Origin of the sequence: Caldimonas sp. KR1-144 (genome assembly GCF_049446155.1) — a bacterium.
Classification (GTDB): domain Bacteria; phylum Pseudomonadota; class Gammaproteobacteria; order Burkholderiales; family Burkholderiaceae_C; genus Rivibacter.
This window is the reverse complement of the sequence record NZ_JBMSEE010000011.1, coordinates 26,954-44,527: the sequence shown is the minus strand read 5'-3', so window position 1 is coordinate 44,527 and position 17,574 is coordinate 26,954. Positions and strand designations below refer to the sequence as shown.

The 17,574-nt window shown below is 71.4% G+C and carries 17 protein-coding genes; 6 read left to right on the top strand and 11 right to left on the bottom strand.

What is annotated here, in order from left to right:
* Positions 1-149 precede the first annotated feature (149 nt).
* Genes ACO2TI_RS21325 through ACO2TI_RS21290 form a run of 8 tightly spaced genes read right to left on the bottom strand, consistent with a single transcriptional unit; the run spans position 150 to position 7,648 of the window.
* Positions 150-1,049 carry an acyltransferase domain-containing protein gene (locus ACO2TI_RS21325; RefSeq protein WP_423287211.1) on the bottom strand — a complete coding sequence of 300 codons (900 nt, stop codon included), beginning with the start codon at positions 1,047-1,049 and terminating at the stop codon, positions 150-152.
* An 11-nt stretch (positions 1,050-1,060) separates the two neighbouring features.
* Positions 1,061-1,924 carry a triphosphoribosyl-dephospho-CoA synthase gene (locus ACO2TI_RS21320; protein WP_423287209.1) on the bottom strand — a complete coding sequence of 288 codons (864 nt, stop codon included), beginning with the start codon at positions 1,922-1,924 and terminating at the stop codon, positions 1,061-1,063.
* Positions 1,921-2,622 carry a malonate decarboxylase holo-[acyl-carrier-protein] synthase gene (mdcG, locus tag ACO2TI_RS21315; protein WP_423287207.1) on the bottom strand — a complete coding sequence of 234 codons (702 nt, stop codon included), beginning with the start codon at positions 2,620-2,622 and terminating at the stop codon, positions 1,921-1,923. The genes ACO2TI_RS21320 and mdcG overlap by 4 nt, the downstream gene beginning before the upstream one ends.
* A 7-nt stretch (positions 2,623-2,629) precedes the next feature.
* On the bottom strand, positions 2,630-3,331 hold the full coding sequence (gene mdcE / locus ACO2TI_RS21310; RefSeq protein ID WP_423287205.1) for a biotin-independent malonate decarboxylase subunit gamma: 702 nt from the start codon (positions 3,329-3,331) through the stop codon (positions 2,630-2,632).
* Between the two features lie 11 nt (positions 3,332-3,342).
* Positions 3,343-4,221 carry a biotin-independent malonate decarboxylase subunit beta gene (locus tag ACO2TI_RS21305; protein ID WP_423287203.1) on the bottom strand — a complete coding sequence of 293 codons (879 nt, stop codon included), beginning with the start codon at positions 4,219-4,221 and terminating at the stop codon, positions 3,343-3,345.
* A complete protein-coding gene (gene mdcC / locus ACO2TI_RS21300) occupies positions 4,218-4,550 on the bottom strand; it encodes a malonate decarboxylase acyl carrier protein (protein WP_423287201.1) in 333 nt (110 codons plus the stop codon). The genes ACO2TI_RS21305 and mdcC overlap by 4 nt, the downstream gene beginning before the upstream one ends.
* 23 nt (positions 4,551-4,573) lie before the next feature.
* Positions 4,574-6,253, bottom strand: coding sequence for a malonate decarboxylase subunit alpha (gene mdcA, locus ACO2TI_RS21295; RefSeq protein ID WP_423287199.1), 1,680 nt, complete (start codon positions 6,251-6,253; stop codon positions 4,574-4,576).
* A gap of 27 nt (positions 6,254-6,280) precedes the next feature.
* Positions 6,281-7,648: an SLC13 family permease gene (locus tag ACO2TI_RS21290; protein ID WP_423287197.1), complete on the bottom strand. Its 1,368-nt coding sequence runs from the start codon at positions 7,646-7,648 to the stop codon at positions 6,281-6,283.
* A 145-nt stretch (positions 7,649-7,793) separates the two neighbouring features.
* Between ACO2TI_RS21290 and ACO2TI_RS21285 the strand changes: the two genes are divergently transcribed.
* Positions 7,794-8,714, top strand: coding sequence for a LysR family transcriptional regulator (locus ACO2TI_RS21285; RefSeq protein ID WP_423287195.1), 921 nt, complete (start codon positions 7,794-7,796; stop codon positions 8,712-8,714).
* Here ACO2TI_RS21285 and ACO2TI_RS21280 read toward each other — a convergent pair.
* Positions 8,692-10,185 (bottom strand): PLP-dependent aminotransferase family protein, encoded by a 1,494-nt coding sequence (locus tag ACO2TI_RS21280; protein WP_423287193.1) that lies wholly within the window; start codon positions 10,183-10,185, stop codon positions 8,692-8,694. The two genes, ACO2TI_RS21285 and ACO2TI_RS21280, sit on opposite strands and share 23 nt — an antisense overlap.
* 96 nt (positions 10,186-10,281) lie before the next feature.
* On the opposite strand from ACO2TI_RS21280, the gene ACO2TI_RS21275 reads away from it, so the two are divergent.
* Both ACO2TI_RS21275 and ACO2TI_RS21270 read left to right on the top strand, forming a co-directional pair.
* Positions 10,282-10,905 carry an FMN-binding negative transcriptional regulator gene (locus ACO2TI_RS21275; protein WP_423287191.1) on the top strand — a complete coding sequence of 208 codons (624 nt, stop codon included), beginning with the start codon at positions 10,282-10,284 and terminating at the stop codon, positions 10,903-10,905.
* A gap of 4 nt (positions 10,906-10,909) precedes the next feature.
* Positions 10,910-11,257 carry an antibiotic biosynthesis monooxygenase family protein gene (locus ACO2TI_RS21270; RefSeq protein ID WP_423287189.1) on the top strand — a complete coding sequence of 116 codons (348 nt, stop codon included), beginning with the start codon at positions 10,910-10,912 and terminating at the stop codon, positions 11,255-11,257.
* A 59-nt stretch (positions 11,258-11,316) separates the two neighbouring features.
* Here the strand turns inward: ACO2TI_RS21270 and ACO2TI_RS21265 are convergent, their stop codons facing one another.
* Positions 11,317-12,507 (bottom strand): acyl-CoA dehydrogenase, encoded by a 1,191-nt coding sequence (locus ACO2TI_RS21265; RefSeq protein ID WP_423287187.1) that lies wholly within the window; start codon positions 12,505-12,507, stop codon positions 11,317-11,319.
* 109 nt (positions 12,508-12,616) lie between these two features.
* Between ACO2TI_RS21265 and ACO2TI_RS21260 the strand changes: the two genes are divergently transcribed.
* Positions 12,617-13,513: a LysR substrate-binding domain-containing protein gene (locus tag ACO2TI_RS21260; protein ID WP_423287185.1), complete on the top strand. Its 897-nt coding sequence runs from the start codon at positions 12,617-12,619 to the stop codon at positions 13,511-13,513.
* Positions 13,514-13,585: 72 nt separating this feature from the next.
* Entirely contained in the window at positions 13,586-14,407 is an 822-nt protein-coding gene (locus ACO2TI_RS21255) for an IclR family transcriptional regulator (RefSeq protein ID WP_423287183.1), read from the top strand.
* Between the two features lies 1 nt (position 14,408).
* On the opposite strand, the gene ACO2TI_RS21250 is transcribed toward ACO2TI_RS21255, so the two are convergent.
* Positions 14,409-15,668: a Zn-dependent hydrolase gene (locus ACO2TI_RS21250; protein ID WP_423287182.1), complete on the bottom strand. Its 1,260-nt coding sequence runs from the start codon at positions 15,666-15,668 to the stop codon at positions 14,409-14,411.
* Between the two features lie 253 nt (positions 15,669-15,921).
* Between ACO2TI_RS21250 and ACO2TI_RS21245 the strand changes: the two genes are divergently transcribed.
* A complete protein-coding gene (locus ACO2TI_RS21245) occupies positions 15,922-17,535 on the top strand; it encodes an ABC transporter substrate-binding protein (protein WP_423287494.1) in 1,614 nt (537 codons plus the stop codon).
* The last annotated feature ends 39 nt before the right edge of the window (positions 17,536-17,574 follow it).

Sequence of the window (17,574 nt, the reverse complement as noted above, 5' to 3'; positions counted from 1 at the left end):
AACGACTGGCGGTTTCGGAGAGCCGCGAGCGGCAGCTGTGGGTCGCCTCCGGGCGCCGATCGGGGGCGATCGATCCGCCCGGAAGCAGTCACCGTGCCACAGGCCTGTGGCGAGAGCGCCTGTCGCTGATCCCGGTTCGAGCGCGAATCTCAGGCGCGCTCCAGCAGCCATTTCGCCACGGCGGTCCCGCTCCTGAATTCGTCAACCGATCGCGCCGGGATCTCGGGACAGCGCTCCATCCACATGCCGGCGAGCGCGCGGCCGGGGCCGATCTCCAGCACCGCATCGACGCGCTGCGCCGCGATCGCGTCCAGGCAGGCGTCCCACTCCACCGTCTGCGAGAGTTGGGCCGCCAGCGCCTCCTTCGCCTGCGCCGCATTTCGAACGCGGCCGAGCGCGCCGCTGAGCAGCACGCCTGAGGGGCGACGCATCGGCACGTCGGCCAGCACGCGGGCGAACTCGTCGGTGGCGCCGCGCATCCAGTGCGTATGGGAGGCCATCGCGACGTTGAGCGCGGTGCAGCGCATGCCGATGGCCGACGCGTCGGCCGCCGCCTCGGCCAGCGCCGGCCGAGGCCCGCCCACCACGGCGCTGCCGGGCCCGATGCGGATCGCCACTTCCAGGCCGAAGCGCTCGCACCAGCGCGCGAGCGCCTCCGGCGCCGCACCGCTCACGCCGAGCAGGCCCGTGGGCTCGGCCGCGGCGGCGCGGTCCATCGCCTGCGCGCGCGACGCGGCGAGCGACAAGGCCGTGTCGGGATCGAACACGCCCGCCGCCGCAAAGGCGCCGAGCTCGCCGACGCTGTAGCCCGCGACGATCGCCGGCGGCGGCAGGTGTCTCGCCAGCTGCGACCACGCCGCCACGGCCACGCCGGTCAGCAGCAGCTGCGCATGGCGGTTGTTGCCGGCCCAGGCGGGATCGGCCATCCGCTCGCGCCAGTCGCGCCCGAGCTGTCGCTCGAGCTCGATGAGCGTCTCGTCGCGTTCGAGCCAGGGCAGCATGGCCGGATGCTGCGCTCCCTGCCCCGAGAAGACGAGCGCGTAGCCCATGGTTCGGCCGTTCAGTCGATGAGGCCGAGCCGGTCGAGGAAGCACGCGGCCGACAGCAGGTCGGCGCAACCGCCGGGCGAGAGGCGTCGCGCCACGAAGGCGCGATGGATCGCCCAGGCTTCGTCGAGCGCGCTCGCGCGCGCGGCGCCGCCGGCGGCGAGGAAGTCGCGTCCGGTGTCGCGCGCGAAGTGAAGCCCTTCGAGGCCGCCGCGGTGCGCGAGGTTCGCGTCGTCCAGCACCGCGAGGATCTCGAAGAACACCTGCACGCGCAGCCGCGTGCCGGCCAGGCCCTGCCGCAGCGCGCGGCGCCAGGCCGGCAGCGCGGTCTCGAACAGCACCGGCATGCCCAGCGCGGCTTCCATCGACGCGCTGCGCAGCCCGAAGCGCCGAGCCGCGAGTCCGCCGGGCAGCCGCGGCGTGCGTTCGCAGCGCGCGGCCAGCGCATCGCCCCAGTGGCGCAGCAGCGCTTCGCGCACGGCGTTCGCGCCCTGCGCCGGGCCATCGCCCTGCGCCGCCCCGACGGCCGCGCACAGCAGACCGAGCGTGAAGACCGCGCCGCGGTGCGTGTTGATGCCGCCGGTGGCCGCGAGCATGCGCGCCTCGGCCGCGAGGCCGCAGCGCTCCAGCTCGGCAAACGGTGCGCGCGCCGCGCCGAGCTCCGCGATGCGCACGAAGTAGCGGCGCAACGCGAACAGGCTGCGCATGAAGGTGTGCGCGTCCATGTCGTCGTGGCTGCCGCTGTCGACCAAGGACACCAGGCCCGGCTTCGGCGCCAGCGCCAGCTCGTCGTGCAGCGCGAGCGTCGCCGCGCGGCCGATCGCCGCGGGCGCCCATTCGGTGCCGGCCTCGCGGGCCGCAAACAGCACGGAGCTCATGCCGCGCTCACCGCCGCGGCGCAGCGCGCAAAGCCCTGCGCCGCGCCTTCGATCGCCACACCGTCCAGGCGCTTGACCAGCAGCGAACGACAGGCGCCGTCGCGCCACGCCAGCCATTCGCGCCAGGCGACTGCGCTGCCATCGGTGAACAGCAGCTCGCCGTCCAGCCGCGGCTCGCACGGCGCGTGGCGCAGCAGCGCGCGGGCCGTCGCGTCCGCCTGGTCGGCGTCGTCGACCGCCAGCCAGAGGTCGATGTCGCTGTGCGGATGCAGGTACTTCATGCCCGTCAGCGCCTGCCATCCCGCGCTGCCGTAGGCATGGGCCTTCACGCCCAGCGCCGCCAGCGCGCGGCCCAGCGCTTCGAGGCTCGGCCGCGCGCGCCGCGGCAGCTCGTGCAAGGCCTCGGCCAGCAGCGGGAACTCGCGGAACCACGAGATCCGCGACGGCCGCACCTGCAACGCGAGCAGGCGCCGGTGCCACAGCGCCGGCGCGCACAGGCCGAGCGAGACGGGCGCGTCCTGGCCCTCGCGCGGCACGCGCTGGCGCGTGACCACGAGCGGCAGGTTGTGCTGCGCCCAGACCATCAGGCAGGAGCGCAGCTCCTCGTCCCAGTCCTGCTCGAGCACCTCCTGCCAGCCGGCGGCCGAGAGGTGGGCGAGCTGGTGGCGGCGCAGCGGCGGCATGGTCGTGGCCCTCATGCCGCGTTCAGGCGGCATCCAGCACGCGCTGCACGACGCTGGCGGCCAGCCGCCGGCCGCCGCGCTGCGCGCCGTCCGACGCGCGCTGGTCGTCGGTGGGCGTGTTCGCGAGCGCGTCGCGCAGCGCGCCGGCCAGGTCGCCCTGCCACAGCGCCCGCACGCCGCCCATCGCGACGTAGTTCTCCACGCCCGGTGCAAAGACCGGGTTCGTGCGCGACAGGCTTTCCAGCATCTCGGGCGCGAGCTTGGTGATGCGCGCCATCGCCGGCAGGCGCATCACGCGAATCTCGGCCTCGGGCAGCGCATAGCAGGCATCGGCGATCAGGCCGGAGGTGATGAAGCCGCCCGACAGCGCCTGGTCGTACACGAGGCCGATGACGCGGTGGCCGCGCCGGCGCGCGAGGTCGATGCACATGCCGAGATGGGCCATCGCGCGGTTGATGCCCAGCAGCTCGTCGCGGCGGCGCAGCTGCTGGCCCTGCGTGTCGATCAGCAGCAGGATCGGCCGGCCGGGATGATGGGCGATCGTGTCGAGCACCACGCGCGCCTGCGCCAGCGCGAGGCGCACGCCGATCGGCGCGTGGTTCGTGGTGCCGACGACGGTCAACGGCTCGCCTTCGAACGAGACCGTGCCGCTGAGGAAGTCGCCGTCGGCGCGAAGCCCGTGGCCGGCGCCGAAGAGCTGCGATGCGAGAGTGGGCCAGTCCATGCGTGTCTCCGTCAGGCGGGTCGCAGCGCGCGCACCGCATCGACCTCCAGCGCCGGCACCTGCGGCGCCTGCGCGACGCCCAGGCGCTGCCACAGCGTGAGCGCTTCGACCTCGCCCTCCAGGCCCTCGGGCAGCAGCGCCAGGCGCTGCGCCAGCAGCTGGTGCTCCTGCTCCAGCGCCGTCGGCGTGACAGGGCGGTGCTGGCCCAGCGCGGCGATCGCCGCGGCACGGAAGGCCTGGACGTCGTCGTCGACCAGCGCGTCGCAGTCGCCGCTGAGCCAGCGGTGCTTGCCGCCGGTGGTGCGCCAGACGAGGGCGCGGTCGCGCGCGTCGAACTCCTCGACGCCGTGCGAGGCCTCGATCACCTCCGGCCCCGACATCGCCAGCCGCCCGACGTCGCTCATCACCACGTGGTCGCAACAGCGCGCGACGATGCCCATGCCGCCGAAGCAGCCGTTGGCGCTGCCGATCAGCGCGATCACCGGGATGCCGGCGGCACGCGCGTCGAGCACCGCGCGCATCACCTCCGAAACGGCGATCAGCCCGGCATTGGCTTCGTGCAGGCGCACGCCGCCGGAGTCGGCCAGCAGCAGCACCGCCTCGGGCCGCTCGCGCAGCGCGCGCTTGAGCAGCCCGACCAGCTTGGCGCCGTGCACCTCGCCGACGCCGCCGCCCATGAAGGCACCTTCCTGCGCCGCGACGAAGACCGTGCGGCCGTCGAGCCGCGCGCGCCCGATCGCGACGCCGTCGTCGAAGGCGCAGGGCACGCCCAGCTGCGCGAGGTGCGGGCTGGTGACGCGCTCGGCGGGCGGCAGCCACTCGTGAAAGCTGTCGGCATCGAGCAGCTGCGCGATGCGCTCGCGCGCGGAGCATTCGGCATAGCTGATCACGGCTGCGCTCCCGTCGCGAGTTCTGCCACGGCCTGGTCGAGCCGAAGGCTCACAACCGCCGGCGTCGCGCCCATGTCGTTGATCGAGACCTGCACGCCGGCCAGGTCGTGCCGGGCCTGAAAGTCGTCGAGCACGGCCTGCCAGATCGGCCCGAAGCCGCGCGCCGAGGTCTCGACGTGGACGCGGCAGTGCGGCGCGCTGCCCGGCTCGAGCAGCACCTCCAGGTTGCCCGAGCCGACCACGCCGACCAGCACCGGCGCGAAGCGGCCGAGCGGCCGATGCCCGGAAAAGACGAAGTCCAGGGTTTCGATGCCTGCATGAAAACTCATCGCGATGCTCCTTTGCGCGCCCGTCACCAGTTGCGGAACCGCTTGGGCGGCTGATAGAGCCCGCCCGACGCGCGCACCAGGTCGCGCATGCTGCGCGCGGCCAGCAGGTTGCGGGTGGCGTCGCGCGCGTCGATGCCGAGATCCTGCGCGCGGCGGATCACGCCGCGGTCGCGCAGGTTCTCGACCATGCGCTTGTCGCGGCCGAGCCCGACCGCGGTGTAGCCTGCCACGCCGCGGATCGCCTGCTCGCGCTCCTCGTCGCTGCGGCACAGCAACAGGTTGGCGATGCCTTCCTCGGTGAGGATGTGGGTCACGTCCTCGCCGTAGATCATGATCGGCGGCAGCTGCATGCCCGACTGCTCGGCGAGCTGCCAGGCGTCGAGCCGCTCGACGAAGGCCGGCTGCATGTGCTCGCGAAAGGTCTCGACCATCTGCACCACCAGCTTCTGGCCACGCGGCGTGCCGGCCGCGCCGCGGCGCTGTTCGCGCGCCTCCTGCCCGGCGCGCAGCCAGGCCGGGCTCGCGTGGCGCCGACCGCGCGCGTCGGCGCCCATGTTGGGCGCGCCGCCGAAGCCGGCGATGCGCCCGAGCGTCGCGGTGGAGCTGTTGCCGTCGAGGTCGATCTGCAGCGTCGAGCCGATGAAGAGATCGCAGGCGTAGTGGCCCGCGGCCTGGCAGAAGGCGCGGTTGCTTCTCAGCGAGCCGTCGGGCCCGGTGAAGAAGACGTCGGAGCGCTCGCGGATGTAGTCCTCCATGCCGAGCTCGGAGCCGAACGAGTGGATCGACTCCACCCAGCCGGCCTCGATGGCCGGGATCAGCGCCGGATGCGGGTTCAGCGCCCAGTGCCGGCAGATCTTGCCTTTCAGGCCCAGCGACTCGGCGTAGGTGGGCAGCAGCAGCTCGATCGCCGCGGTGTCGAAGCCGATGCCGTGGTTGAGCCGCTGCACGCCGTACTCGGCGTAGATGCCCTTGATCGCCATCATGGCCATCAGCACCTGGATCTCGCTGATCTGCGCCGGGTCGCGCGTGAACAGCGGCTCGATGAAGTTCGGCCGCGGCGCCTTCACGACGAAGTGCACCCAGTCGGCCGGAATGTCCACGCGCGGCAGCGACGTGCCGGGCTCGACCAGCTCGTTGACCTGCGCGATCACGATGCCGCCGGAGAACGCGGTCGCCTCGACGATGGCCGGCGTGTCCTCGGTGTTGGGGCCGGTGTAGAGATTGCCGTGCGCGTCGGCGGCCTGCGCGGCGACCAGCGCGACGTTGGGCGTGAGGTCGACGAAGTAGCGCGCGAACAGCTCGAGGTAGGTGTGGATCGCGCCGATCTCGATGCGGCCCTCGGACACCAGCTTGGCCAGCCGCGCGCCCTGCGGACCGGAGAAGCTGAAGTCCAGCCGCGAGGCGATGCCGTTGTCGAACAGGTCCAGGTGCTCGGGCAGCGCGAGCACCGACTGCACCATGTGCAGGCCGTGCACCCGCTGCGGATCAAGCTGCACCAGGGCCTGGGCGAGAAAGTCAGCCTGCTTCTGGTTGTTGCCCTCGAGGCAGACGCGGTCGTGCGGCTCGATGGCGGACTCGAGCAGCTCGGTCACCGCCTGCGTGGCGGCGACCTTGCCCTTCAGGCGCGGGCCCAGCGCTTGAGCGACGCGCGCAAGCCGCGCGGCACGGTTGTCGGCGCGGGTCGTCCAGGTCCTGGCGTTCATCGGAAAAGGCCTTTGCTTGGGGCGCCGTCAGAGCACGACGAAGAGCAGCCACACGACCACCGGTGCGATCAGCGTCACTGCCGCGCCGTAGAGCATCAGCTGCCGGAAGAAGTGGTCGCGGTCGACGCCCTTGGCGTTGGCGAGCACGAGCGCGCCGTTGGTCGAGAAGGGGCTCACGTCCACGATCGTCGAAGAGACCGCCATCGCCGCGATGAAGCCGATCGCCATGCCGCTGTTGTCACCGGTCAGGAAGGGCACGCCCAGCGGGATCAGCGAGCCGAGCACCGCGGTCGACGACGCGAACGCCGAGATCACCGCACCGACGAAGCACAGCAGCAGCGCGGCCATCATCGGAGAGGTCAGCTGCGCGACGCTGTCGCCGATATAGGTGATGGTGCCCATCTTGTCCATCACGGCGACGTAGGTGCTGACGCCGACGATCAGCATGATCTCGGGCCACGAGACCTGGCCGAGCGCACTCTTTTGCTGGCGCGACTGCAAGAGGCTGAGGAACAGGCCGATCGTCAGCGAGACGAAGCCGATGTCCATCTTGTAGGCCAGCGTCAGCACGGCCAGCGTCACCAGGCCCAGGGCCGTGAGCACCTGGTAGACGCGCGGGCCGCGAAAGCTCATCGACGTGGCCTGACCGAGCATGGACGAGCGGCTCTCGGCGGCGCGCTGGCCCTCGCCATACGACTCGGCCTCCGCATCGCCGAACACCTGCGGGCCGCCTTGCGCGCGCGCCACGGCCGGCAGCGGCGGCAAGTCGCCGATCGCGGCCGGCTTCTTGCGCATCAGTCCCAGCCCGCCCATCAGCACGAACAGGCCCAGCGCGACGACGAAGTTGACGCCGAAGCTCGCCAGCATCGTCGTCGTCTCCGACAGCGGCAGCCCGGCCTTGGCGACGATCTTGTTGGTGATGCCGCCGTAGATGCTGATCGGCGAGAAGCCGCCGCCTTGCGCGCCGTGGATGATCATCAGGCCCATCATCAAGGGGCTGATGCCGTGCTTGGCGGCAAAGCCCAGCGCGATCGGCGCGAGGATCGCGACGGCCGCCGGGCTGACCGCGCCCACCGAGGTGAGCGCCGCCGCGACGAGGAACATGATCCACGGGATCGCGGCGATGCGCCCGCCGACCGCGCGCACCGCGAGGCCGACGAGCCAGTCGATCGTGCCGTTGTTCTGCGCCAGCGCGAAGAGATAGGTGATGCCGGCGAGCGTGAGGAACAGGTCGGCCGGAAAGCCGGCCATGATGGCCTTGGCCGTCATGCCGGCCACCAGTGTGCCGACGAGGAAGGCGCCGCTGAAGGCGAGCACGCCCATGTTGATCGGCAAGGCGGTGGCGACGACGAACATCGCGCCCAGTGCCGAGATCGCAATCCAATGGCTGTTCATGCTGCGTTGTCTCCGTCTGTTGCGGCTCGGTTCGGCCGCCTTGCGGTGTCTTTGCACCGGTGCTCCAATGTTTGGCGGAACTCGGCCGGGCCGCCATTCGCGATCGGTTGAGGAGTCCTTTCGCGCGCATTGAGCCGGGCCCGCCTTGATCAACCTGAACCGCTTCGATCTCGTCACGCTGAGGCTCTTCGTCGCCGTGGCCGACGCCGGCAGCCTGACCGCTGGTGCCGATCGCTTCGGCATCTCGCTGGCCGCCGCCAGCAAGCGCATCGCCGAGCTCGAGCAGCACTGCGGCGTGCCGCTGCTCAAGCGCGGCCAGCGCGGCGTTTCGGCCACCGCCGAGGGCCAGACGGTGCACCGGCTGGCGGTCGAGGTCATTGCCCGCCTCGAGCAGCTGGCGCAGTCGGTCGACGACTTCCGTGCCGGCGCGACCGAGCACCTGCGCCTGTGCGCCAACCCGTCGGCATCGGGCGGCTTCCTGCCGGCGCTGCTCGCGCGCTATGCCGAGCGCTTTCCGAAGGTGCGCATCGAGCTGGAGGACATGCTCAGCGAGGACGCGGTGCGCGCGGTGCAGAAGGGCGCGGCCGAGCTCGCGGTGATCGGCGACAACGTGCCCTGCGAAGACCTCGAGACCTTTGCCTGCAACGTCGACGAGCTGGTGCTGCTGGTGCCGCGCGCGCATGCGCTGGCCGGGCTGGCGACGGCGCCGGTCGAGCAGGCCCTGGCCTGCGACCAGGTCGCGCTGGCGCGCAGCGCGTCGCTCACGCGCAAGCTGATCGCCGCGGCCGAGGCGGTCGGGCTCACGCTGCGCATTCGCGTGCAGGTGCGCAGCTTCGACTCGATGTGCCGCATGGTCGCCTGCGGGCTGGGCGTCGCGGTGCTGCCGCGCGCGGCCGCCGAGCTCTACGTGCAGGCCCTCGGCCTGGCGCTCGTGAGGCTGTCGGGCGCCGAGGTGCAGCGGCAGCTGCTGCTGGCGATGCGGCAACGCGCCGGCCTGTCGGCCGCGGCGGCGGGATTCGTGGAGATGCTCGAGGCCGAGTCGCTCAGCCGCGAGCAGGCCCGCTGACCAGCGCGGCGAGGATCCGCACGCCCTCGCGGATCTGTTCGACGCTCAGGCTCGCATAGCCCAGCACCAGCCCGGCCGGCCGCGGTGGTGCGGACGACGGCGCGGACGACGGCGAGCGCGACGTCGGCGCGGCAAACAGCGGCGACACCGGATAGACGCCCACGCCCCGCTCGCGCGCGGCCGCCGCCAGCGCGGCCTCGTCGCGCGGGCGCAGCGAGGGCAGCCACAGCACGACATGCAGCCCCGCGGCCGCGCCGATGACGCTGGCCTCGCCCGGCAGGTGGCGCGACACGGCCTCGAGCAGCGCCGCGCGGCGGCGCTCGTGCTCGCGGCGCATGCGGCGCACGTGGCGCTCGTACGCGCCGCTGTCGATCAGCGAGGCCAGCACGCGCTGGTCGAGCGCGGGCGCATGGCGGTCGGTCAACCGCTTGGCGTGGCGGAACACCGGCACCAGCGCCTCGGGCAGCACCAGGTAGCCCAGCCGCAGCTGCGGCGACAACGCCTTGGAGAAGGTGCCGATGTAGATCACGCGGCCGTCGGCGTCGATCGACTGCAGCGCGTCGATCGGGCGCTGGCCGTAGCGGAACTCGCCGTCGTAGTCGTCCTCGAGGATCCAGGCGCGCTGCCGTTGCGCCCACTGCAGCAGCTCGAGCCGCCGGCCGATCGGCAGCACGCCGCCGAGCGGGAACTGGTGCGAGGGCGTCACGTAGGCCAGGCGGGCGCGCTCGTCTTGCGGCAGGCGCGCGGTGTCGAGCCCATGCGCGTCGACCGGCACCGGCAGCGGCGTGGCGCCGGTGGCCTCGAAGCAGCGGCGCGCCATCAGGTAGCCGGGGTCCTCGAACACGAAGGCGTCGTGCGCATCGAGCAGCAGCCGCGCGCACAGGTCGATGGCCTGCTGAGAGCCGTGCACCACGAGGATCTGCCCGGCATCGCAGGCCAGGCCGCGCGCGCGCCGCAGATAGCCCTGAAGGGCACGCCGCAGCGAGGCCTCTCCTTCGGGCGCGGCGTAGATCAGGCGGGGCTGCTGGCGCAGCAGCTCGGCCTGGTAGGCGCGGCGCCACGCCAGCGTGGGGAAGTCGCGCGAGGCCAGCGCGCCGTAGAGGAAGTCGATGCGCGCCGGCTCGGCCGATGCCGGCACCGGCAGCGCCATGCGCCCGACGCGACGGCCGAAGCCGGACAACGTCGGCGCGCGCCGGGCGCGCCGTGCCGCGCGCGGTCCGAGGCTCGGTGCGGGCACGGCCGGCGGGCTCGCGATCCGCGCGACACGCCCGGCCGACGTGACGAGATAGCCCTCGGCCGCGAGCTGTTCGTAGGCGGCGGTGACGGTGGTGCGCGAGACGCCCAGGTCGGCCGCCAGCGCGCGCGTGGAAGGCGCCCGCGCGCCCGGCGCCAGCGTGCCGTCGGCGATCTGGCCGCGCAGCAGCTCGTAGATGCGGCGCCCGACGCCGGATGGCGCTTTCGACTGGCCCATGCAAATGTTCAAAAACTGGATCTTGCGATTGTGCCGGTCAGGCGCCACAGTGGGCGGCCTTCGCATCCTCTTCGAACCCCCACTTCTTCCAAAGCGATGTACATCCCTGCGCAGTACGCCGAAAGCCGTCCCGAGGAACTCGAGCGCATCGTCCGCGCGCACGCGCTGGGCATGCTGGTCACGAACGGGCCCGCCGGGCTGGACGCCGATCACATTCCGTTCGAGTTCGATCCGGCCGCGGGCACGCACGGCGTGCTGACGGCGCATGTGGCGCGCGCGAATCCGCTGTGGCAGCGCTGCCCGACGGGCACGCAGGTGATGGTGGTGTTTCGCGGCGCCGAGGCCTACATCTCGCCCAGCTGGTACCCCAGCAAGCACGAGGCGCACCGCCAGGTGCCGACATGGAACTACGAGGTCGTGCACGCGCACGGCACGCTCACCGTGCGTGACGACGAGCGCTTCGTGCGCGGCCTGGTCGCGCGGCTCACGCGCCGGCACGAGGCGGGCGAGCCGCAGCCCTGGAGGATGTCGGACGCGCCGTCCGACTACATCGACGGCCTGCTGGGCCAGATCGTCGGCATCGAGATCGCCGTGACCTCGCTGGTCGGCAAGCGCAAGCTCGGCCAGAACAAGGACGCGCGCGACCGCCTCGGCGCTGCCGACGCGCTCGCGGCGCGCGGGCACGGCGAAGTGGCGCAGCAGATGCGCGAAGCGGGCTGAACCGATGTACACCTCGACCTTCACCTTCGCCAAGCGCGAGTTCGACGACGAGTTCCACGCGCTGGACGCCGCCATCGCCCGGCTCGCGAAGTCCATCCCGGGCTACCTGGGCGAAGAGGCGTGGGAGAACCCGGCGACCGGCCTCGTCTCGAACGTGTACTACTGGCAGAGCCTGGAGGCGCTCGAGGCGCTGATGAAGCACCCCGACCACCTCGCCGCCAAGCAGCGGCAGGCGCGCTGGCTCAAGGGTTACCAGGTCGTCATCGCGCAGGTGCTCGGCAGCTATGGCGACCAAGGCATTGCGCATCCGCTCGCGCATGTGGTGCTGCCTCTGGGGTCCGTGCCGGCCTGACCCTCACCCCAACCCTCTCCCGCACGCGGGAGAGGGAGCAGGCGGGGCCGTTGCGCCCCTCAACTGAACGCCTGGATCCCCGTGATCGCGCGCCCGAGGATCAGCGCGTGGATGTCGTGCGTGCCCTCGTAGGTGTTGACCACCTCCAGGTTCACCACGTGGCGGATCACGCCGAACTCGTCGGAGATGCCGTTGCCGCCCAGCATGTCGCGCGCCGTGCGCGCGATCTCCAGCGCCTTGCCGCAGGAGTTGCGCTTCATGATCGAGGTGATCTCCACCGCCGCCGTGCCCTCGTCCTTCATGCGCCCCAGGCGCAGGCAGCCCTGCAGCCCCAGCGTGATGTCGGTCAGCATGTCGGCCAGCTTCTTCTGCACCAGCTGGTTGGCCGCCAGCGGGCGGCCGAACTGGTTGCGATCCAGCACGTACTGGCGCGCGCGGTGGAAGCAGTCCTCGGCCGCGCCCAAAGCGCCCCAGGCGATGCCGTAGCGCGCGCTGTTCAGGCACGTGAACGGGCCCTTGAGCCCGCGCACCTCGGGGAAGGCGTTCTCCTCGGGCACGAAGACGCGGTCCATCACGATCTCGCCGGTGATGCTGGCGCGCAGGCCCACCTTGCCCTTGATCGCCGGTGCGGAAAGACCCTTGGCGCCCTTGTCGAGGATGAAGCCGCGGATCTGGCCGCCGTCGTCCTTGGCCCAGACGACGAAGACGTCGGCGATCGGGCTGTTGGTGATCCACATCTTTGAGCCGGTGAGCTCGTAGCCGCCGGCGACGCTGCGCGCGCGCGTGGCCATGCTGCCGGGGTCCGAGCCGTGGTTGGGCTCGGTCAGGCCGAAGCAGCCGATCCATTCGCCGCGGGCGAGCTTGGGCAGGTATTTCTGCTTCTGCGCCTCGGTGCCGAACTCGTGGATGGGCACCATGACCAGCGAGCTTTGCACGCTCATCATCGAGCGATAGCCGGAGTCGATGCGCTCGACTTCGCGCGCGACCAGGCCGTAGCTGACGTAGTTGAGGCCGGCGCCGCCGTAGGCCTCGGGGATGGTGGGGCCCAGCAGGCCGAGCTCGCCCATCTCGCGAAAGATGGCCGCATCGGTGGTTTCGTCGCGAAAGGCCTGCAGCACGCGCGGCGCGAGCCGGTCCTGGCAGTAGGCGCGCGCGGCGTCGCGCACGGCGCGTTCGTCGGCCGAGAGCTGCGCGTCGAGCAGCAGCGGGTCGTCCCAGTGGAAGGTGGCGTTCTTGTGAGCGGAAGTCATCTTTGCGCGGCGAACGAGGGAAAGGATGGTCGGCACTCTAAGGAGACAGAGTCCGCCTCACAAACGATTTGTTCGCACAGACCTGTGCCGATTGCGCACAATTGACGGCATGCGCCGCAAGATTCCCAGCACCGCCGGCCTGGTCGTCTTCGAGGCGGCCGCGCGGCACCAGAGCTACACCAAGGCCGCCGAGGAACTGGCCGTCACGCAAAGCGCGGTGTGCCGGCAGATCGCCTCGCTGGAGGACTACCTCGGCGTGCGGCTCTTCCAGCGCAACCGGCGCGGCGTCGCGCTCACCGATGCCGGCGTCGGCTATGCGCGCCAGGTGCGCGCGCGGCTCGACGAGGTCGAGCGCGACGCGCTCTCGCTGATGGCGCGCGGCGGCCCGAGCGGCACGCTCGAGCTGGGCGTCGTGCCCACGTTCGCGACCAAGTGGCTGCTGCCGCGCCTGCCGGCGTTCCACGCCGGCCATCCCGGCATCCAGGTCAACCTCACGGCGCGCACGCGGCCCTTCCTGTTCGACGAGACGCCGTTCGATGCCGCCATCCACGCCGGCGTCGCGGCCTGGCCCGGCACGACCGGCCTGCGCCTGATGGAAGAAAGCCTCGTGCCGGTGTGCAGTCCGCGCCTGGCGGGCGCGCGCCGCAGCTTCACGCAGGCCGATTTCCATCGCCACACCCTGCTGCAGCAAAGCACGCGGCCCTATGCCTGGCGCGAGTGGTTCGCCGCGCGCGGACTGCGGGTCGACGCCGACATGGCCGGTCCGCGGCTCGAGCTGTTCTCGATGCTCGCCGAGGCGGCCATCCACGGCATGGGCATCGCGCTGGTGCCGCCGTTTCTGGTGCAAGACGAGCTGGCGCGCGGCCTGCTCGTCGCGGTGGCGCGCCAGCCGCTGCCCAGCGGGCGCAGCTACTTCCTGATCTACCCCGAGCACAAGGCGGCCGACCCAAGCCTGCAGGCCTTTGCCCAGTGGCTGCGGCAGCAGGCGGTGCGTCCGGGCGGCTGAATCAACCTGCACGACGTCTCGGCGCGCTATTCGATTGCCTAGAATCGGCTATCGATACTGAGCGGGCCCAGCATGGCGGCGAACCACAAGACCTCCGCGAAGGCGCGGGCCCGCGACGCGGAGCCCGTGCCGGCCGACGCGCTGTACAACCTTTCGCTCGAAAAGGGCCTGCAGGTGCTGCGTGCCTTCGACGCCGCGCATCGCACGATGACGCTGGTCGAGCTGGCGGCGCTCACGGGCATGAGCAAGGGTTCGGTGCAGCGCACCGTGCACACGCTGCAGGTGCTGGGCTACATCGGCAAGCACCCGCAGACGCGGCGCTTCCAGCTGCTGCCCAAGGTGGTGGAGATCGGCTTCAACTACCTGGCCGCGCATCCGCTGATCCGCGCGGCGCATCCCTACCTGTCGCAGCTCGCCAATGCCAGCGGCGAGACGGTCAGCCTGACCGAGCCGGTCGGCCCCGAGATGGTCTACGTCGCGCAGCTGCTGACGACCAAGTTCATTCCGGTGCTCACGCCGGTGGGCATGCGCATCCCGATGTACTGCACGAGCTCCGGGCGCGCCTACCTGAGCCGGCTGCCGACCGCGCAGGCGCGCGCCTTGCTCGAGGCCGCGCCGCGCGAGCGCCGCACGCCCGCCACGCTGACCGACGTGGACGCGATCCTCAAGCGCATCGCCCAATGCCGCAAGGTCGGCTACGCGACCAACTGCGAGGAGCTGTTCCTCGGCGACATGGGCGTGGCCGCGGCGGTGGTCGACAGCGCCGGCCGGCCGGTGGGCGCGGTCCACGTGTCGCCGCCGACCAGCCGCTGGACGATCGACGAGGCGCAGAAGCGGCTCGCGCCGATGGTGATCGAGTGCGCGCGCGCGATCTCGCTCGCGATGGCGCACTGACTCAGCGAGCCATCTCGAGCATCGCGCGCAGCAGCACGTTGGCGCCGGCGGCGATGTGCTCCGGCAGCGCGTCCTCGATCTCGTTGTGGCTGATGCCGTCCTTGCAGGGCACGAAGATCATGCCGGTGGGCGCGACGCGCGCGACGTAGACGGCGTCGTGCCCGGCGCCGCTGACGATGTCCATGCATGCCAGGCCGAGCGACTCGGCCGCGCGTCGCACCGCGTCGACGCAGTCCCCATCGAATGCGCAGGGGTCGAACTTGACCACCGGCTCGATCGCGAGCTGCAGGCCGAGCGCCGCGGCGAGCGCCGCGAACTCGCCGCGCATCGCGGCGTCCATGCGGTCCAGGCCGGCCTGCGCCGGGTGGCGCAGGTCGACCGAGAAGCGCACCTCGCCCGGCACCACGTTGCGTGAATTGGGCAAGACCTGCACGAAGCCGACCGTGCCGCGGCCGTCGGGCGCCTCGGCGAGCGCGATGCGGTTGACCGCCTCGACCATGCGCGCGCAGCCGAGCATCGCGTCGCGCCGCAGCTCCATCGGCGTGGGGCCGGCATGCGCGTCCATCCCGGTCACCGTCACGTCGTACCACTGCTGGCCGAGCGCGCCGCGCACCACGCCGATCGGCAGGCCGCGCGCCTCGAGAACGGGCCCCTGTTCGATGTGGGCCTCGAAATAGGCCGCGAACATGCCGCCGGGCACCTCGCCGCAGCGCTGCGCGCCGCGGTAGCCGATGCGCTCGAGCTCGGCGCCGACGGTCAGCCCCGCCAGATCCCGCTCGGCGCGGATGCGCTCGGCGTCGAACACGCCGGCGAAGGCGCCCGAGCCCATCATCACCGGCGTGAAGCGCGTGCCTTCCTCGTTGGTCCAGAACGCGACCTCGATCGGTGCGCGCGTGCGGATGCCGTGATCGTTCAGGGTGCGCACCACTTCGAGGCCTGCGAGCACGCCGAAGTTGCCATCGAACTTGCCGCCCGAGGGCTGCGTGTCGATGTGGCTGCCGGTGGCCACTGCGCGCGCGGCGGGATCGGTGCCCGCGCGGCGCGCGAACACGTTGCCGACCTCGTCGACGCGCACGTCCATGCCGGCGTCGCGGAACCAGCGCGCCACCAGGTCGCGGCCGGCGCGGTCCTCGTCAGTCAATGCGATGCGGCGCACGCCGCCCTTGGGCGTGGCGCCGATGCGCGCCAGATCCATCAGCGACTGCCACAGGCGTTGTGCGTCGATCTGCGGCGTGGAAGGGGCAGGGGAGCGGTCGTTCACGGCGGAGGGTTCAGGGTTGGCGGGTGGTGGCCTGGGAGCAATTTACAGGCCACCGGTTGCGGTTATCGCTGGATAAATATCGAACAAGAGCCGGTAAGTATCGATTATCGATACGAAAGAAGAGATCTGGCACAGCGCTTGCATGACGGGTCCCGTGTCCCTCGCAACCCTCAACCCCTGTCCGGATGGTGAACCGATGAGCCTGAACCCGTTGTTGCCTTCGCGCCTGCGCAACCGCCTGCTCGTCCCTGCGATGGCCTTGTCGCTGCTCGGCGGCACCGCCGCCGTTGCGCAGGAGAAGATGCTTCGCATCGCGATGACGGCGGCCGACATCCCGCGCACCCTGGGCCAGCCCGACCAGGGCTTCGAAGGCAACCGATTCACCGGCATCCCCATCTACGACGCGCTGACGCAGTGGGACCTCTCCAAGGCCGACGCGCCGAGCGTGCTGATCCCCGGTCTCGCTACGTCGTGGGCGGTCGATGCCAAGGACAAGACCAAGTGGGTCTTCAAGCTGCGCCCGGGCGTGAAGTTCCACGACGGTTCGCCGTTCAACGCCGACGCCGTGGTGTGGAACGTCAACAAGGTGCTCGACAAGGCGGCGCCCCAGTTCGACGCCAGCCAGGTCGGCGTGACCGCCTCGCGCATGCCCACGCTGCGCAGCGCCCGCAAGATCGACGAGCTCACGGTCGAGCTCGTCACCAGCGAGCCCGACGCATTCCTGCCGATCAACCTGACCAACCTGTTCATGGCGTCGCCGCTGCAGTGGGAGGCCAAGCTCAAGGCCGTGCCGGCGGCGGTGACCGACCCCGCCGAGCGCGCCAAGCAGGCCTGGGCCGCCTTCGCCGCCGACCCGTCGGGATCGGGCCCGTTCAAGGTCACGCGCTTCGTCGCGCGCGAGCGGCTGGAGCTGGCCGCCAACAAGGCCTACTGGGATGCCAAGCGCACGCCCAAGATCGACAAGGTCGTGATGATCCCGATGCCGGAGGCCAACGCCCGCACCGCCGCGCTGCTCGGCGGCCAGGTCGACTGGATCGAGGCGCCGTCGCCCGACGCGATCGCGCAGATCCAGCAGCGCGGCTTCAAGATCTACTCGAACGCGCAGCCGCACGTGTGGCCGTGGCAGCTGTCGTTCGCCGAAGGCTCGCCTTGGCTGGACAAGCGCGTGCGCCAGGCCGCCAACCTGTGCGTCGACCGCGGCAGCCTCAAGGAGCTGCTGGGCGGCATGATGGCCGAGCCCAAGGGCACGGTGCCGCCGGGCCATCCGTGGTGGGGCAACCCCAAGTTCGACATCAAGTACGACGTCAAGGCTGCCCAGGCGCTGATGACGCAGGCCGGCTTCTCCGCCGCCAAGCCGGTCAAGGTCAAGGTGCAGATCTCGGCCTCGGGCTCGGGCCAGATGCAGCCGCTGCCGATGAACGAGTTCGTGCAGCAGTCGCTCAAGCAGTGCTACTTCGACGTGCAGTTCGACGTGATCGAGTGGAACACGCTGTTCACCAACTGGCGCAAGGGCGCGAAGGACCCCTCGGCCAATGGCGCCAACGCGGTGAACGTGAGCTTCGCGGCGATGGACCCGTTCTTCGCGATGGTGCGCTTCGTCAGCACCAAGGCCTACCCGCCGGTGTCCAACAACTGGGGCTACTACGGCAACGCCGAGGTCGACAAGCTGGTCGCCGACGCGCGCAACGCCTTCGACGACAAGACGCGCGACGCGGCACTCGCCAAGCTGCATGCCCACATCGTCGAGGACGCGCCGTTCGTCTGGATCGCGCACGACGTCGGCCCGCGCGCGATGTCGGCCAAGGTGAAGAACGTCGTGCAGCCCAGGAGCTGGTTCATCGACATCGCGACGATGACGATGGACTGAGATGTCGACCCCCACGCTCACTTCGTTCGCTGCCCCCCG

What these genes read in the sequence shown, in the direction of transcription:
- ACO2TI_RS21325 (WP_423287211.1), bottom strand. Translation starts at nt 1,049, where the DNA reads ATGGGCTACGCGCTCGTCTTCTCGGGGCAGGGAGCGCAGCATCCGGCC.
- ACO2TI_RS21320 (WP_423287209.1), bottom strand. Translation starts at nt 1,924, where the DNA reads ATGAGCTCCGTGCTGTTTGCGGCCCGCGAGGCCGGCACCGAATGGGCG.
- mdcG (WP_423287207.1), bottom strand. Translation starts at nt 2,622, where the DNA reads ATGAGGGCCACGACCATGCCGCCGCTGCGCCGCCACCAGCTCGCCCAC.
- mdcE (WP_423287205.1), bottom strand. Translation starts at nt 3,331, where the DNA reads ATGGACTGGCCCACTCTCGCATCGCAGCTCTTCGGCGCCGGCCACGGG.
- mdcC (WP_423287201.1), bottom strand. Translation starts at nt 4,550, where the DNA reads ATGAGTTTTCATGCAGGCATCGAAACCCTGGACTTCGTCTTTTCCGGG.
- mdcA (WP_423287199.1), bottom strand. Translation starts at nt 6,253, where the DNA reads ATGAACGCCAGGACCTGGACGACCCGCGCCGACAACCGTGCCGCGCGG.
- ACO2TI_RS21290 (WP_423287197.1), bottom strand. Translation starts at nt 7,648, where the DNA reads ATGAACAGCCATTGGATTGCGATCTCGGCACTGGGCGCGATGTTCGTC.
- ACO2TI_RS21280 (WP_423287193.1), bottom strand. Translation starts at nt 10,185, where the DNA reads ATGGGCCAGTCGAAAGCGCCATCCGGCGTCGGGCGCCGCATCTACGAG.
- ACO2TI_RS21275 (WP_423287191.1), top strand. Translation starts at nt 10,282, where the DNA reads ATGTACATCCCTGCGCAGTACGCCGAAAGCCGTCCCGAGGAACTCGAG.
- ACO2TI_RS21270 (WP_423287189.1), top strand. Translation starts at nt 10,910, where the DNA reads ATGTACACCTCGACCTTCACCTTCGCCAAGCGCGAGTTCGACGACGAG.
- ACO2TI_RS21265 (WP_423287187.1), bottom strand. Translation starts at nt 12,507, where the DNA reads ATGACTTCCGCTCACAAGAACGCCACCTTCCACTGGGACGACCCGCTG.
- ACO2TI_RS21260 (WP_423287185.1), top strand. Translation starts at nt 12,617, where the DNA reads ATGCGCCGCAAGATTCCCAGCACCGCCGGCCTGGTCGTCTTCGAGGCG.
- ACO2TI_RS21255 (WP_423287183.1), top strand. Translation starts at nt 13,586, where the DNA reads ATGGCGGCGAACCACAAGACCTCCGCGAAGGCGCGGGCCCGCGACGCG.
- ACO2TI_RS21245 (WP_423287494.1), top strand. Translation starts at nt 15,922, where the DNA reads ATGGCCTTGTCGCTGCTCGGCGGCACCGCCGCCGTTGCGCAGGAGAAG.